Source organism: Thermodesulfovibrionales bacterium, from assembly GCA_026417875.1.
In the GTDB taxonomy this organism is placed as follows: Bacteria; Nitrospirota; Thermodesulfovibrionia; order Thermodesulfovibrionales; family CALJEL01; genus CALJEL01.
Window position 1 is genome coordinate 1 of the sequence record JAOACK010000044.1, and the last position, 15,461, is coordinate 15,461.

Annotated in this window: 15 protein-coding genes; 8 read left to right on the top strand and 7 right to left on the bottom strand. The window is 41.0% G+C overall.

Going from position 1 to position 15,461, the window contains the following annotated elements; translation table 11 throughout:
* Positions 1-281: 281 nt before the first annotated feature.
* From N2257_07995 to galU, 7 genes are all read right to left on the bottom strand, one after another.
* Positions 282-1,115: a site-2 protease family protein gene (locus N2257_07995; GenBank protein MCX7794325.1), complete on the bottom strand. Its 834-nt coding sequence runs from the start codon at positions 1,113-1,115 to the stop codon at positions 282-284.
* Positions 1,112-2,434 carry a 30S ribosomal protein S12 methylthiotransferase RimO gene (gene rimO, locus N2257_08000; protein MCX7794326.1) on the bottom strand — a complete coding sequence of 441 codons (1,323 nt, stop codon included), beginning with the start codon at positions 2,432-2,434 and terminating at the stop codon, positions 1,112-1,114. Before rimO ends, N2257_07995 begins: the two co-directional genes overlap by 4 nt.
* Positions 2,424-2,867, bottom strand: a complete 444-nt coding sequence (locus tag N2257_08005) for a DUF2062 domain-containing protein (protein MCX7794327.1) — start codon at positions 2,865-2,867, stop codon at positions 2,424-2,426. Before N2257_08005 ends, rimO begins: the two co-directional genes overlap by 11 nt.
* Positions 2,867-3,817 (bottom strand): thiamine-phosphate kinase, encoded by a 951-nt coding sequence (thiL, locus tag N2257_08010; protein MCX7794328.1) that lies wholly within the window; start codon positions 3,815-3,817, stop codon positions 2,867-2,869. Before thiL ends, N2257_08005 begins: the two co-directional genes overlap by 1 nt.
* Positions 3,818-3,870: 53 nt before the next feature.
* Positions 3,871-6,255, bottom strand: coding sequence for an endopeptidase La (lon, locus tag N2257_08015; protein ID MCX7794329.1), 2,385 nt, complete (start codon positions 6,253-6,255; stop codon positions 3,871-3,873).
* A gap of 62 nt (positions 6,256-6,317) precedes the next feature.
* Positions 6,318-6,698 (bottom strand): Hsp20/alpha crystallin family protein, encoded by a 381-nt coding sequence (locus N2257_08020; protein ID MCX7794330.1) that lies wholly within the window; start codon positions 6,696-6,698, stop codon positions 6,318-6,320.
* A gap of 68 nt (positions 6,699-6,766) precedes the next feature.
* Positions 6,767-7,657, bottom strand: coding sequence for a UTP--glucose-1-phosphate uridylyltransferase GalU (gene galU, locus N2257_08025; GenBank protein MCX7794331.1), 891 nt, complete (start codon positions 7,655-7,657; stop codon positions 6,767-6,769).
* A 17-nt stretch (positions 7,658-7,674) separates the two neighbouring features.
* Here galU and N2257_08030 point away from each other — a divergent pair, with 17 nt between their 5' ends.
* The 8 genes from N2257_08030 to N2257_08065 form a co-directional block, all read left to right on the top strand.
* Entirely contained in the window at positions 7,675-8,802 is a 1,128-nt protein-coding gene (locus N2257_08030) for an 8-amino-7-oxononanoate synthase (GenBank protein ID MCX7794332.1), read from the top strand.
* Complete coding sequence (locus tag N2257_08035) at positions 8,799-9,494, top strand: SDR family NAD(P)-dependent oxidoreductase (GenBank protein MCX7794333.1); 696 nt, start codon at positions 8,799-8,801, stop codon at positions 9,492-9,494. Before N2257_08030 ends, N2257_08035 begins: the two co-directional genes overlap by 4 nt.
* Positions 9,495-9,612: 118 nt before the next feature.
* Complete coding sequence (locus N2257_08040) at positions 9,613-10,968, top strand: sigma-54 dependent transcriptional regulator (protein MCX7794334.1); 1,356 nt, start codon at positions 9,613-9,615, stop codon at positions 10,966-10,968.
* 124 nt (positions 10,969-11,092) lie between these two features.
* Positions 11,093-11,365, top strand: a complete 273-nt coding sequence (locus N2257_08045) for an STAS domain-containing protein (protein MCX7794335.1) — start codon at positions 11,093-11,095, stop codon at positions 11,363-11,365.
* Positions 11,358-11,726 (top strand): response regulator, encoded by a 369-nt coding sequence (locus N2257_08050; GenBank protein ID MCX7794336.1) that lies wholly within the window; start codon positions 11,358-11,360, stop codon positions 11,724-11,726. Before N2257_08045 ends, N2257_08050 begins: the two co-directional genes overlap by 8 nt.
* A gap of 5 nt (positions 11,727-11,731) precedes the next feature.
* The gene (locus tag N2257_08055; GenBank protein MCX7794337.1) at positions 11,732-13,801 is read left to right on the top strand and encodes a chemotaxis protein CheA; all 2,070 of its coding nucleotides are present in this window, start codon (positions 11,732-11,734) and stop codon (positions 13,799-13,801) included.
* 19 nt (positions 13,802-13,820) lie between these two features.
* Entirely contained in the window at positions 13,821-14,345 is a 525-nt protein-coding gene (locus tag N2257_08060) for a chemotaxis protein CheW (GenBank protein ID MCX7794338.1), read from the top strand.
* A gap of 27 nt (positions 14,346-14,372) precedes the next feature.
* Positions 14,373-15,461: methyl-accepting chemotaxis protein (locus tag N2257_08065; GenBank protein MCX7794339.1), on the top strand; the 1,089-nt coding region annotated here is incomplete at its 3' end.

Below are 15,461 nucleotides of genomic sequence, written 5' to 3' on the forward strand. Positions count from 1 at the left end.
CTCGTTATTACCTTCTTTTCCTTCATCGTTAACCCCATCATCTACCTCCTTGGATGAAGTTTTATCCAATAGAGGTAATTATATTTCCTTTAGATTTTTTAAATGAGGCAACGATTAAGTTTCCTTTAGATTTTTGATGAGGCAATTCGGATACTTGAATTTTAGATTGAGATTGTGTAAACTTATAAATAGCCTGCGTAGAGATGCACCCTCCCATTTCACGCAGGTGCTGGGGGTCCCCCACCGCCCAGCAAAAGGCCCTCCGCCCCCAGAGGGCCTTTTTATATTGCTTGTAAAGGAACGGGGATAAAAGAGAGGATAAATATCAAAATAGATATTATTCCTGTAATTTTCCTTGAAAGAACCAGCCTGTCTTCCCAGAAAAGAACAGGTGGATGTTTTAGACCGAGGATAACCAACAGTCCTGCCCAGATAAGCCACCCATACCACGCCAGGATCCCTAGGATAATAAGACTTACAACAAAGAAAAGGGAGATATACTTATGTCTTCTCCCAAAAAGGGCATAGATTATATGGCCACCATCAAGCTGGCCAACAGGTATAAGGTTCAAAGATGTAACAAGAAAACCTATCCATCCTGCAAGGGCAACTGGATGGAGTATCACTGTATAACCATCAGGTATATCTCCCATCACAGCTTTCACAAGAATTAAAAAAATAATTGATGCTCCAAAGCCAACACCCTCTTCCACATGATCTTTTCGTGATATCTCTGATAGTTCAAGGCCAATAACTGTTGCAACAATGCTTACAATAAAGCCGGCTATGGGGCCTGCTGCACCTATATCAATTAAAGCCTTTCTTGTTGTTATGGGAGATTTCATCTTGATAATTGCTCCAAAGGTACCTATTACAGTTGGGGCAGGTATGAAATAGGGCAGAGATGCCTTTGTTTTGTGAAGTCTTGAGGCTATATAGTGAGAAAACTCATGACTCAAAAGTATGCTTAACAGGGTAAGAGAAAAGGGCCAGCCCTCCGGGATTCGTGAGGGTTCAGAAAAGATATCCACTCCCTCCCAAAGCGCTCCTGCTCCAAGTGTTGTTATAACAGTAAGTAGAAATAAAATAATATGAATCCAGGGTATATTTCTCATGCCTCTGCCTCAAGGTCATAATCATAGGCTTTTTTAACTGTTACATCTATGAAGGTCCCGGGTTTCAGATTTTTGCCTTTTATTATTACCATACCATCTATCTCCGGTGCCTGGTTCTCAAGTCTGCCAAATCCAGTGCTGCCCTGAACATCTTCAACAAGGCATCTAAATTTTTTACCTACAAGCAAGAGATTCTTTTTCAGCGAAATATTTGCCTGTAGTTTCATGAGTTGATCATATCTTTTTTGCTTTATTTTTTCGGATATCTGCCCCTTAAGGTGAAAGGCTACTGTACCTTCCTCTCTGCTGTACTTGAATGCGCCGAGTCTTTCAAATTCTATCTCTTTTACAAAATCAAGAAGTTCCCTGAAGTCCTTTTCTGTCTCCCCGGGAAAACCAACAATAAAGGTGGTTCTTATGGTAACATCTGGTATGATTTCTCTGATTTTTTTAATTAATCCTTTATAAGCCTCTTTTGAACCTGGTCTTTTCATCAATCTCAGTATCTTATCTTCAGAATGCTGTAGCGGAATATCAAGGTATTTGCATACTTTTTTATTTGATGCTATCTCCATAAGTAGCTCATCTGTTATGCTTGCAGGATGAAGATAAAGGAGTCTTATCCAGAAATCTCCTGAAAGGGAAGAAATTTCTCTGATAAGTTCTTTTAAAGAAGGAAATTCGGGTCTGTCAAAGCCGTAGGAACTTATCTCCTGACCAACGAGGATGAGCTCTTTTGCTCCGCGGGAAATAAATTTTTCAGATTCCCTCAGTATGCTTTCAGGTTCCACACTCTTATATCTCCCCTTAATTCCGGGTATGGCACAGAAGGTGCATCTTCTTCTACAACCATCTGATATCTTGATATAGGCATAAGGTGAAAAAGGCTGAGGTATAGAGGCTCTGGCGTGGCAGAAGGATTTTACTGTTTTCTTTTTAATATATTCAACTATTCTTTCTTCTTCTCCAAGGCCGAAAAAGGCATTTACCTCTGGTAACTCCCTCTCAAGTTCCTTTTTATATCTTTTAATAAGACAGCCCATTGCTATGAGTTCTGTACCATTTTTTTTAAGACGGGAAAGCTTCAATATCTCTTCTATGGACTCTTTTTTTGCATCCTCTATGAAGCCACAGGTATTTATAACAATAAAGCTTGCCTCTGCAGGAGAATCTACTATCTCTATTCCTGCTTTTAGAAGTCTCTCCTTCAGAGCTCTTGAATCAGCAATATTTTTGGGACAGCCAAGTGTTATAACCGAAACACCATAAGTGTGGTGTATCTCTGCAGGTTTTTTATTATGAAGTAATTTATTTCGCATGTTTATTTTTCTGTCTGCTCTTTGAGAGAATCAGATAGATGATTAAATAGCTTAACACAGAGGAGACAGCTCCAACAATTAGTGTGCCTGTTATAAAGGGCAGGAGGATATTGCTTGAAAGGTGGAATAGTGAAGATAATGTGACATTATACCAGTCTATCTCTATCTTTATGCTTCTTCCCAGAATCCTTGCTCCCAGAAGTGTTGAAAAGGTGTAAATGGGAATCAGTGTCCAGGGATTTGTTACATAGGTACCAAGAAGAATCACGAACTTGTTAAGCCTGAAGATAAATGCAATAGCAAGGGATATAAGTGTGTGAAGACCGAGAAGGGGAGAGAGTCCTATAAAGAGCCCTATACTGAAGGTTAAAGCAGTTTTCGAAGGTGGGTCATTAATATAAAAGACAAGTTTTATCTTATCCAGTATCTTCATTAAATATTATTTCCTGAGCTCTTATGAATGTAGCCTTCTGGAATAAGGCTCTTTTCTTGTCCGTTTTTTTTGATTATCCTTATCCCCTCTTCCTCTGTAATTATTCCTATTTGTGTAATTCCTTCTATGGTAACTTTCTCATCTGTGGTGAACAGAAGCTCATAATCCTCGCCACCTGAAAGGGCAAGTTTTAATGGGTCAAGACCAAGTGTCTCTGCGGCAATGAGCAGCTCTTCTGAAAGAGGTATCTTTTCTTCAAAAATAATTGCACCCCTTCTGCTTTCCATACATAATCTCCAGAGGTCAAGGGAAAGACCATCGCTTATATCAATCATGGCATTTATTTTTTTGATTTTGTTATGAAGGGGTTGGGGCTCGGGCATCAGGTGTTTTTTTATAAGAGGTTCTCTTATCTCCTTTTTTATTTCTGCCTTCCTTTTCATTATCTCAAGACCGCAGGCTGCATCACCAAGGGTACCCGTTACGTATACAATATCACCTGGCCTTGCTCCGCTTCTTTGTATTATTCTTGATGCACTTCCTTTAAGCATTGCTGATAAAAATATATATCCAGGTGAGAGGGAAAAATCTCCACCCACAAGGGTTATCCCGTACCTATCTGTACCTTTATGTAAGCCATCAAGAAAATCCTCTACAAAATCTTCTTTAATCCCTTCTGGTAGAGCAAGATTTAGCAGCAGAAACTCGGGTATCCCGCCCATTGCAAATATATCACTCACATTTCTTGATATGAGTTTAAAGCCAAGCTGGGAGGCTGTTATGAAGGAGAGGTCAAAATGAATACCTTCAAGCATCATGTCAGTTGTGTATAGTTCAATCTCAGAGGATGGAAGGACGGCAGCTGTATCATCACCAATGCCTTTGATTATTTTACTTGATTTTTGGGTGAACCTTTTTTTTATAAGCTCTATTATTTTAAGTTCATTCATGCCCTTTTATAAGAATCAATCTGTAACATCATACGGAAATATCCTGGCAAGTGCTATCTCTGATTTCTGACCCGGGATTTCCGACTTCTGTTCTCTCTTTTTTCTTTCAGGGCATGTTCAAGAACCTCATCCATGGTCTCAACGAGGATGAAGTTCATATCCTTCTTAACATATTTCGGAATTTCCTCAAGGTCCTTTTTATTTCTGGCAGGTATTATCACATTCTTAATGCCCATCCTTTTTGCAGCGAGTGCTTTTTCCTTAATGCCACCTATTGGAAGTATCCTTCCCCTGAGTGTTACCTCTCCTGTCATGGCTATATCCCTTCTTACAGGCTTGCCGGTGAGGGCTGATGCAATTGCAGTTGCCATGGTTATCCCTGCAGATGGACCGTCCTTTGGAATAGCTCCAGCAGGTACATGGATATGGATATCCGTTTTTGAGAATAAATCTTCAGGTATGCCAAGTCTTTTTGCCCGTGATTTTACATAACTTAATGCTGCCTGGGCTGATTCTTTCATTACATCTCCAAGCTGTCCGGTAAGTATAAGGCTTCCTTTTCCTTTCATGGTCGTGGCTTCTACGTAAATGATGTCTCCACCACTTTCTGTCCAGGCAAGTCCTGTGGCTACTCCTATGAGATCCCTTTCAACCTCTTCTTCAGGTAGATATTTGGGTACACCAAGATATTTTGAAAGATTCTTTGGTGTTATAAGAAACTTCTGTTTTTTTCCTTCTGCTATCTGCTTTGCAACCTTTCTGAGGATGTTTGCTATCTCCCTTTCAAGATTCCTTACGCCAGCTTCACGGGTATACTCTGTTATGGTCTTCATGATTGCCTGATCGGTTATATTCACATCTTTTTCTGTGAGGCCGTGCTCTTTGAGCTGTCTTGGTATGATAAAGTTCTTAGCAATATGTAGTTTCTCCTCCGCTGTGTAACCACTCAGATAGATGATTTCCATCCTGTCCCTGAGCGGAGCCGGGATTGTATCGACAACGTTGCCTGTTGTAATGAACATTACATTACTGAGGTCAAAGGGTACACCAAGATAGTGATCCACAAAGGCATTATTCTGCTCAGGGTCAAGAACCTCCAGCAGGGCTGAGGCAGGATCTCCCCTGAAGTCAAGGCCAATTTTATCAATTTCATCAAGCATGAAGACAGGATTGTTAGTTCCAGCCTGCTTTATTCCCTGTATGATCCTTCCTGGTAATGCTCCTACATAGGTTCTCCTGTGGCCCCTTATTTCTGCCTCATCCCTTACACCTCCAAGGGACATCCTTACAAACTCTCTTCCAAGAGCCTTTGCAATGGATTTTCCAAGAGAGGTCTTTCCAACACCAGGAGGTCCTATAAAGCATAGAATCGGCCCCTTCATTTTTTTGGTAAGTTTCCTGACACTGAGATATTCAAGTATCCTTTCTTTGACCTTTTCAAGGTCATAATGGTCCTCATTAAGTACCTTTTCAGCAAGTTTTATATCAACATTATCTGTGGTTGATTTTGACCAGGGAAGTTCTGTCAGCCATTCAAGATAGGTTCTCACTGTTGCAGCCTCTGCACTGTCTGGATGCATCTTCTGAAGTCTTTTCAATTGTTTCTCGGCTTCCTTCTGGACCTTTTCTGGCATCTTTGCATCTTCAATCTTTCTTTTGAATTCTTCTATCTCCTCAGCTCTTTCATCCATCTCACCGAGTTCTTTCTGTATTGCCTTGAGCTGTTCTCTCAGGAAATATTCCCTCTGAACCCTGTCTATCTCGGTTCTTGCCTCTGTCTGTATCTTCTGCTGAACTGCAAGGAGCTCTGTTTCTCTTGCCAGTATCTCACTTATCTTCTTCAGTCTCTGTACAGGATCAAGGATCTCAAGGACTTCCTGAGCCTGTTCTGTTTTAAGTCCGAGATTCGATGCAACAAGATCTGCCAGCCTTCCGGGATCATCTATATTTTCTATTATTACCATTACATCTGGAAGTATGGTTTTCCCAAGAGATACTGCCTTGTCAAGAAGTTCTTTTACCGAACGCATCAGGGCTTCTATCTCGATGGTTATCTCCTCAACCCTTGGTTCAACGAGTTTTTCTACATCAGCCATGAGAAAAGGCTCTGTCTGTGAGAAATTAAGCACCCTTACCTTACTGAGACCCTGTATCAGTATCTTCACCCTTCCATCAGGAAGCTTGAGCATTCTCATGATCATTCCTACAGTACCTGTATGGTAAAGGTCCTCAGGTCCAGGTGTCTCAACTGAAAGGTCCTTCTGTGTAAGAAGTAATATCAGTCTGTTGGAATTAAGGGCACTGTCTATTGCTTTAATGGATATGTCCCTTCCGACAAAAAGAGGTATTATCATGTAAGGGAAGACAACAATATCCCTTACAGGAAGAACAGGCAGGGTATCAGGTATAACTATCTCCTTTTCTTCTTTCTGTGTCATTTAGATCAACTCCTATTCATAAGATATTATTAATGATTTAACTTACCATGAGCTTAACCAAATCACTGATCACTCTCACGGAATATCTTTATCTTAACAACCTCTGATTTTATCTTTGGAAATCTCAATAGGATAACACCATTCTGGTAGAGGGCCTTTCCATTCCTTGCCTCAATCTCTACGGGTAATTTTATAATTCTTCTGAAGGCTTCCTTCCTCCGTTCCATACATAGGTATCTTCTGTCCTCTTCAGGTTCCTTCAGCCTGATACCTTCTATTATCAAAATGTCATTAATAACCTTTATCAGGACCTTTTCAGGTTCAATACCTGGAAGATCTATGTCTATGTTCAGAAAATCATCAGTTTCATAGATATCAAGAGGAGGCTCTGAGCCAGATATTTCAGTTTCATAAAGTGTGAAACATTGAAATTTTAATTCCATTTTTAAAACCTGTGGAAAAGATAAACCACAGAATAGCGGAAAAATCTCTTAACAGTTTCCTCTCTAAATTATACAATGTTCAGCAGGCCTTTCAGATACTTCCTGAAGTCTCTTGCAAGTTCAGGATGTTTTAATCCGAGCTCCACAGTGGCCTGCAAAAAACCCAGCTTGCTTCCTGCGTCATAGCGTTTACCATTAAAGAGATAACCATAAATCTCTCTTTCCTTCAAAAGACTTTTCAATCCATCTGTAAGCTGAATCTCTCCTCCTTTGCCTGGTTTGAGTTTCTTAAGATGCTCAAAGATATCAGGTGTAAGGATATACCTTCCTATTATAGCAAGATTTGATGGTGCAAGCTCAGGAGAGGGTTTTTCCACAAGGTCTGTTATCTTGAAAACTCTTCCTTTCAGACCTTTTTCTTCTCCAGCATTTTTAAAGGCCACGACTCCATACTTGTGGACCTCAGACCTAGGAACTTTCTCAAGGGCTATAACAGGACTTCTGTACTTTTTATAAAGCTCTATCATATCCTTAAGGAGTGTTTCCTTAGGATCTATAACATCATCACTCAGAAGCACTGCAAAGGGTTCTTCTTTTACGAAGGGCATTGCACATAGTATGGCATGACCCAGTCCGAGTGGATTTCTCTGTCTTATATAGGCAAAATCAATGTGATTCAGTATCATTATCTTTTCAAGGAGGTCTCTCTTACCTTTCTTTCTAAGATTCTCCTCAAGCTCAAAGGCAGAATCAAAGTGGTCTTCTATTGTACGCTTATGCTTTCCTGTGATAATTATAAATTCATTTATTCCACAGGAAAGTGCTTCCTCAACAGAATACTGGATCATGGGTTTGTCCACGATAGGAAGCATTTCTTTTGGAGATGCCTTTGTAGCAGGTAAGAATCTTGTCCCCAGTCCTGCTGCAGGAAGAACAGCCTTTGTCACGGATTTCTGCATGTGTTATTATAGCATAAATGTTTCTGGAGAGACTTAATGAATTAGAAAAAGCAGGACTCCTCAGAGCAATTATTGACCGTTCGTCCTCCCAGGGAAGACTAATAAATTTAAAAGGCAGAATTATGATAAATTTCTCCTCCAACGATTATCTCGAACTTTCAGCTCATCCACTTCTTAAAGAGGCTGCAATAAAAGCAATAGAAAACTACGGAGCCGGAGCAGGTGCTTCAAGGCTTCTTGGAGGTGGGACAGAACTTCATGAGATTCTGGAAGAAAGGATAGCCAGATTCAAAGAGGCACCATCAGGTCTGGTGCTCAATTCTGGATATACTGCAAATGTATCATGCATACCCTGTCTTGAGACGGATTATATATTCAGTGATGAGCTAAACCATGCAAGTATTATAGATGGTTGTCGTTTGAGCAGGTCAAAGGTATTCATATACAGGCATTGTGACACAGGACATCTTGAGGAACTCCTTAATTCAGTTGACAGGGATAGCTCAAAGGTCATAATTACTGATTCCGTCTTCAGTATGGATGGAGATATTGCACCGCTAAAGGAATTGGTGAATCTTGCAGAGCGGTATAATGCCCTTCTATATATAGACGATGCCCACGCAACAGGTGTGCTTGGAGATGGAAGGGGTTCTCTCAGACATTTCCATATCTCTCACAGACCATTCATTATCCAGATGGGCACCTTTTCAAAGGCGCTGGGAGCATTCGGTGCATATATTGTATCTGATGAGGCTGTAAAAAAATGGTTCATTAACAGGGCAAGAGGATTCATCTATTCAACTGCCCTTCCTCCATCAGTCATAGCAATGGCACTCAAGGCACTGGAGATAATAGAGGATGACCAAAGTCTTATTAATAAATTATGGAAAAACAGGGAAAGTCTTCTTCAGATATTCCTGAGAAGGGGTCTAGAAACAGGTCCTACAGAAACTCCCATAATACCCGTATTTTTCAGAGATATTGAAGAGGTATCAAGGGTCTCCAGGATACTTTTTGATGAAGGGATTTATGCACCTGCTATCAGACCGCCAACTGTCAAAAGACCGAGGTTAAGATTCACTGTTACAGCTTCTCATAGAGATGAAGATTTTGAACTTCTTGAAAAGACCTTAAGAAAAGTATGAACTCAAGGGTATGTCTTATAACAGGCGGAACAAGAGGGCTTGGCAGGATATTAAGCCTCAGTCTTCTTAAAAAGGGATACAGTGTAATTGTAAATTATATAAAATCCGATAAAGAGGCAGAGGCACTAAGGAAAGCAGGCTGTATAACCTTCAGGGCAGATGTTTCTCAGTATAAAGAATGTAAAGTGCTAGCAGATTTTGTAAGAGAAAGATTCGGGACCCTTTATGCACTGATAAACAATGCTGCTATAACCCGTGATGCACTCCTGATAAAACTCAGGGAAGAAGACTGGCAGCGGGTTATTGATGTAAATCTCAAAGGTGTCTTCAATACGATAAATCTCCTTTCAGAATTCCTGAGAGGAGGTCACATAATCAATATAAGTTCCTATTCAGGTATAAGGGGTAAGGCAGGTCAGGCAGCTTACAGTGCCTCAAAGGCAGGACTAATAGGGCTTAGTCTTACAGCTGCAAGGGAGCTTTCAGAAAAGGGTATAAAGGTAAATGTGGTAATACCAGGTTATATGGAAACAGATATGGGAAGGGCATCTCCTCAGGCAATGAATTTGGCAAAAGAGGAGAGTCTTCTTAAGACCCTGGCATCTCCGCATGAGGTTGCCCGGTTTATTTCTTTTCTTCTTGAGACAGAGACCATCACAGGCCAGGTTTTCAGGCTTGACAGCAGGATATAATGCCCGATTGAAATTCTATTACTCCAGTAATTGGTATTCAGGTGAGTGCAGGCGTTCCCTTTTTCCATAGGTAGTCTACAGACCCCCAATGGCCTCCTGATTCTGGTATAATTTTCTTATGAAAAATATCCTTATAGTGGATGATGATATTGAGATAAGAAATCTTCTTAAAGAAGCCCTCATTATGCATGGATATACACCTGTGGAGTCTGCTGATGGAAAAAGTGCAATAAAGGAATTTAACTCCCAGAGATTTCTTGCCGTATTACTAGATCTCAACATGCCTGATATGAATGGCCTTGAGACCATGCAGCACCTTAGAGAGATAGATCCGGAGGTTCCCATAATATTTGTCACAGCCTATGGAGATATTCCTACTGCTGTTGAGGCCATCAAGATGGGTGCCTATGATTTTATTATAAAACCTCCAAAGATTGACAGACTCATGATCACCCTCAAGAATGCCATACAGAAGTCGGAGCTTGAGAAAAAGGTAAAGAGGCTTGATGCTGCAGTCGAAAGCTCCTTAGAATGGATGCTCGGCAGGAGTGATGCGATGAAGAGGGTGATAGAGCAGATAAAGCAGGTTGCCTGGACAGATTTTTCTGTTATCCTTCAGGGAGAGACCGGCTCTGGCAAATCCTTTATAGCAAGGGCAATACATAATCAGAGCAGAAGGGCTTCTGAGCCCTTTATCACTGTTGACCTTGGTGTCATCCCAGAAACCCTTGTGGAGAGTGAGCTTTTTGGACACGAGAGGGGTGCCTTTACAGGTGCTGAAAAGAAAAAGGCAGGACTTTTTGAGATTGCCAATAAAGGGACCATATTTATTGATGACCTTGAAAATATCTCTCCCTATGTTCAGAGCAAGCTTCTCAGGGTAGTTGAGGAGAAGAGGTTTTTTCCACTTGGAAGCACAAAGGCAGTGGAGACTGATGTGAGAATTATAGCTGCAACCAATAAAGATATAAAGAGCCTTGTTGCAGAGAAAAAATTCAGGGAAGATCTTTTCTTCAGGCTTGGTGAGTTTATTATAGACATTCCACCACTAAGGGCAAGGATTGAGGATATAGGATTCTTAGCAAGGAGATTTGCCACAGAGGCGGCAGAGGAATTAAATAAACAGATAAGGAACATTTCTGAAGATGCCCTAAGGATACTTGAGCAATATCCCTGGCCCGGTAATGTGAGGGAGCTCAAGAATGTGATAAGAAGGGCTGTCCTTATCTGCGAAGAAGACATTATTGAAAAGAGACATATAGAATTCCTTATAGAGCCAGAGAGAGAAAAAAAGGAGAGCATTCCCCTTATGCCCCTGAAGGAACTTTCAGCCATTGCTGTGCGTGATGTTGAGAAGAGGGCTATTGAACAGGCACTGAAGGTATCAGGTGGAAATAAAACAAAGGCAGCCTCTATTTTACAGATTGACTACAAGACCCTTCTTACAAAAATAAAAGAGTACGGGCTTCAGTAATTCTGGAATCGATTCCAGAATTCTGGAGTAAATTCCAGAATTATCCACATTTTTTCCTTTAAAATCAATTTTTTAATCCTGGCATGTTTCTTGTATTACCCTGAAAAGAAAGGAGGTGTCTGAAATGTGGGGCATAGTGACATTACAGGGAGACCTGACCATTGCTCAGGTACCTGAATTCATGCAGGACCTGAGGGTTGCTATGAGGGTATGGGATGAGATAGTGCTTGATATAAAAGATGTAAACAGAGTGGATGTCGCAGCCTTACAGATGCTTCTTGCTGCTGTTAAGGAATGCGAGAAAAATGGAAAGAAGCTTACAATACAGAAGACTCCATTACTTGACGGAATAACATCTCAATTCGGAATCAATATATTAGGAACCGAAAGTGGCTAAAAAACCAGGAACAATTTTTGTGGTGGAAGATTCACAGGCTTTAAGGAATCTTCTATCTTTTGTTTTAGAGGTAGCGGGTTACAGGGTTATACCTGTCTCTGACGAAAAAGAGCTTATAAAGAGGCTTGACCTTACAGGTGCTGATCTGGTGATCACGGTTCTTTCGCATCGAAGAAAGGATGGAGTGGAGTTAATAAAAAATATAAGAATGAATTCCGGTTACCGGTATATTCCTGTTATAGCCCTTTCCTCTCACGAAGGGCTTCTTGCAAGGAGTCGCGAGGCCGGTGCTACAGATTGGCTAATGATGCCCTTTACACCGCTTCAGCTTGTAGAAACAGTACAGCGTGTGCTGAGGTGAACCGGATGGAGGATTTTGCACAGGAAGAACTTAAAAAACTTATCACGATCTTCACAGAGGAGGCTACTGAGAAAATTTCAGAATTTGAGGAAGGAATCCTCAGACTTGAAAGAGAGCCTGAGAACAGAGAACTTATAAATAGAATATTTAGAGCAGTCCATACTATAAAGGGAACGAGCGCCTCACTTGGTTTCATGAATATATCTGAATTTACTCACAGGGTTGAAGAGGTTCTTGACCTCTTGAGGAAGGAACGACTCAAATCTGAAAAAAGGATAATAGACATACTTCTTTCTTCTGCAGATATTATTAAGAGAATGATCCAGAGGGCTTCAGGTGGCTATGACTATGATCTGAAAGGTTCTGAAGCCATAATAGAGGAACTCGAAGACATAAAAAAATTTTCTATCCAAAAATTATACAAGATAATCTTTTCTCCTGACCCCGCTATGCTTTCAAGGGGTATCGATCCTGCAATGATAATTGAAGACCTTAAATCCAGGGGAAGGATAGTGAATATAAAGGCTTATACAGATGCAGTGCCTGTGCTTTCTGAACTTGATCCTGAAAAACTTTATCTTCGCTGGGATATATTACTAGAGACCGAAGAAGACCTTGAAACACTGAGGTCTTATTTTTCAGGCCTCGGCGAAGAAGAGATAAAGATAATACCTGCTATCCAGCCCAAAGATGAGGTTCCATTCATAGGCGAGTTTCTAATAGAATCAGGTGCAGTTTCTGAAAGAGACGTCATTGAGGCACTTGACAGTCAGAAAAAGGTAGGGGAGCTCCTTCTTGAGAAAGGCAAATTAACTAGAGAGGATATTGAAAAGGCTGTCAGCGAGCAGACAGAAAGAAGGATTGACTCCTTCAAGCAGACCCTTACCTCCACAGTAAGGGTTGACTTGAGAAAACTTGATCGACTTCTCAATCTTGTTGGAGAGATGGTTATTATCCATTCAATGCTTGAAAGGATTATATACGAAGATAACGGCAAGGCAGTTATAGATTACCCCAGCTTTAGTATACAGGTGCTTTTCAATCAGCTCCAGAGGATAGGAAGACAGATACAGGAAAGCACCATGGCTTTGAGGATGCTTCCAGTAGGAGAAATCTTTCATAGATTTAAGAGACTTGTGAGGGAACTTTCACAGGCACAGAATAAAAAAGTTGATCTAATCATATCAGGTGAGGATACAGAGCTTGACAAGGGTGTTCTTGAAAAGATTACCGATCCCCTAGTTCATCTTATAAGGAATGCCATAGACCACGGAATAGAGCATCCTGAAGAAAGGATTTCAAAGGGTAAGCCAGAAACGGGGATCATCAGCCTGAGCGCCTACCAGGTTGGAGACTCAATATACATCGAGGTGGAGGACGATGGAAGGGGCATTGACCGGGAAAGGATAGTTGAAAAGGCACGTCACACCGGATTAATAAAAAATCCAGATGATCTTACAGAGGAGCAGATTTATAACCTTATATTTCTTCCTGGTTTTTCAACTGCAGAAAAGGTTACTGATCTTTCAGGTAGAGGCGTTGGTATGGATGTGGTTAAGAAGAATGTGGAATCCCTTAACGGAAGGATATACATAAGGACAAAGAAAGATACTGGTACAACAATTACTATAAAGCTTCCACTCACGCTCGCCATAATAGATGGCCTTACTGTTTCAGTAGGGGATGAGATCTACATTATTCCCCTTCAGGCCGTCCTTGAGTTGCTCAGTATCACCAATACTGATCTGAATACCATTAATGAGAAAACAGAATTCCTCCATGTAAGGGGTGAGGAGATTCCTGTAATAAGGCTCGGGGAGATACTCGGAATTAATGGCGAAGATAAAGACAGGTGTATTGCAATTGTTACCTTTCATGAAGGAAAGAAGTTTGCCCTGCTTGTAGATAGTGTAATCGGTCAGCAGCAGATAGTGGTTAAAAACTTTGGGGGTGCCCTGCCAAGAATCAAGGGGATAGGGGGGTGCACCATCCTTGGAGATGGAAGGGTGGCGCTCGTCCTTGATATGGCAGGGCTTATTGAAAATGAGATAGCCAGTTCGGCTGTCATAACATAGTGAAGCAGTGGAGGTAATCTTGAAAGAAGCGGCATTAAGGAGTCAGGAATTTGATACTGACCAGTCCCAGTATGTAACCTTTTCTCTTAACGATGAGGTTTATGGAATTGATGCCCTTTCTGTCCAGGAGATTGTTGAGCTCACCAGTATTACAAGGGTTCCCCATCTTCCGGATTTCATGAAAGGTGTTATCAATCTCAGAGGTACCATAATTCCTGTTGTTGATCTCAAAACAAAATTTAATATGAAGACAGGACCTTATAAAAAACATACCTGTATCATTGTCACCGAATTTAAAGATAGCCTGATGGGTCTTATTGTGGACGATGTCTTTGATGTCCTTTCTGTACCCAGATCCTCTATCCAGACTACACCTGAATTCGGTGCAAAGATAAGGACTGATTTTATAAGAGGACTCTTGAGAGCAGGAGATAAATTAATAATAATCTTGGACATAAATAAAGTGCTTTCTGAAGAGGAAAAAAACATAATTCACGAAGCAGTAAAAGAAGAGACTGGAGGCAATAACGAGGCAGAAGTATAAATTAATAAAGGCCGGGAGGAAATTTATATGAGTATTAAAAAGCTGTTATTGGTTGTAGGAATGGGAAACCTTGTTGTTATTGGGATCATTCTCTCACTCTTTATAAGCCTCAATTCTCGTGTAAGGTCTTCTACAGAGCAGATGATTAATACTGACCAGGCACTGCTGCTTAACTTTTTTGAGCTCTATGGTCTCGGGCTTCAGACAGGTCAGGCTACAAGAAACATCCTTCTTAACCCTGCAGATGAAACAGCAAAGAACAATTATAAAAAAGCTCATGAAGATTTTATAAAAACCCTGGATAGATCTCTCGAGATTGCCTCTGGCAATGTAAGGGAAAAACTTGAGAGGGTCAAAACACTATGGAAAGAAGATCATGAACTCAAGATAAGGATTCAGGATCTTGCCATGGCCGGTAAGAAGAATGAGGCGATAAATCTCCTTATAACGGCCGAGACTCCGAAATGGAGAGAAGTGAAAAATATTCTACTTGATCTCATAGAGTCCCAGAGGGGCATATTCAGTGACACTCTTTCAAAGAATGATCAGATCATGAAAAAAAGCGAAAGGAATCTTGTTGCTGTTATGCTTGTTTCTGTAATTGCTTTTTCAATCTTTCTGTATTTTATGCACAGACTGACTCAGAGGAATATAAAGCTTGCTCTTCAGTGTTTTGATACACTCCAGAGGGGAGAACTGAGAGAAGAAAATTTAATTACCGATGAGAAAAATTTCCTTAAGGATAAATTTAATAATATTGTTATAACCTTCAGGAATATGATGCTCAGGATTAAAGAGGCCGCTCTGCAGGTCTCTACTGCATCTGAGCAGATAGCTGAGGCATCTCAGAATTTCAGTCAGAGGATAACCGAGCAGGCTGCCTCGATAGAGGAGACATCAGCGACGATGGAGGAGATGTCTGCATCGATAAAGCAGACGGCAGAGAATGCGAGGGAGGCTAACAGGCTAGCGCAGGAGGCGAGGCAGTCAGCCGAGGCTGGTATGGGTGCGATGGTCGAGACAGTGAGGGCTATGGAGGAGATAAACCGTTCAGCGCAGAGGATAACTAGCATATCTGGTGTGATAGAGGAGATAGCCTTTCAGACGAACTTACTT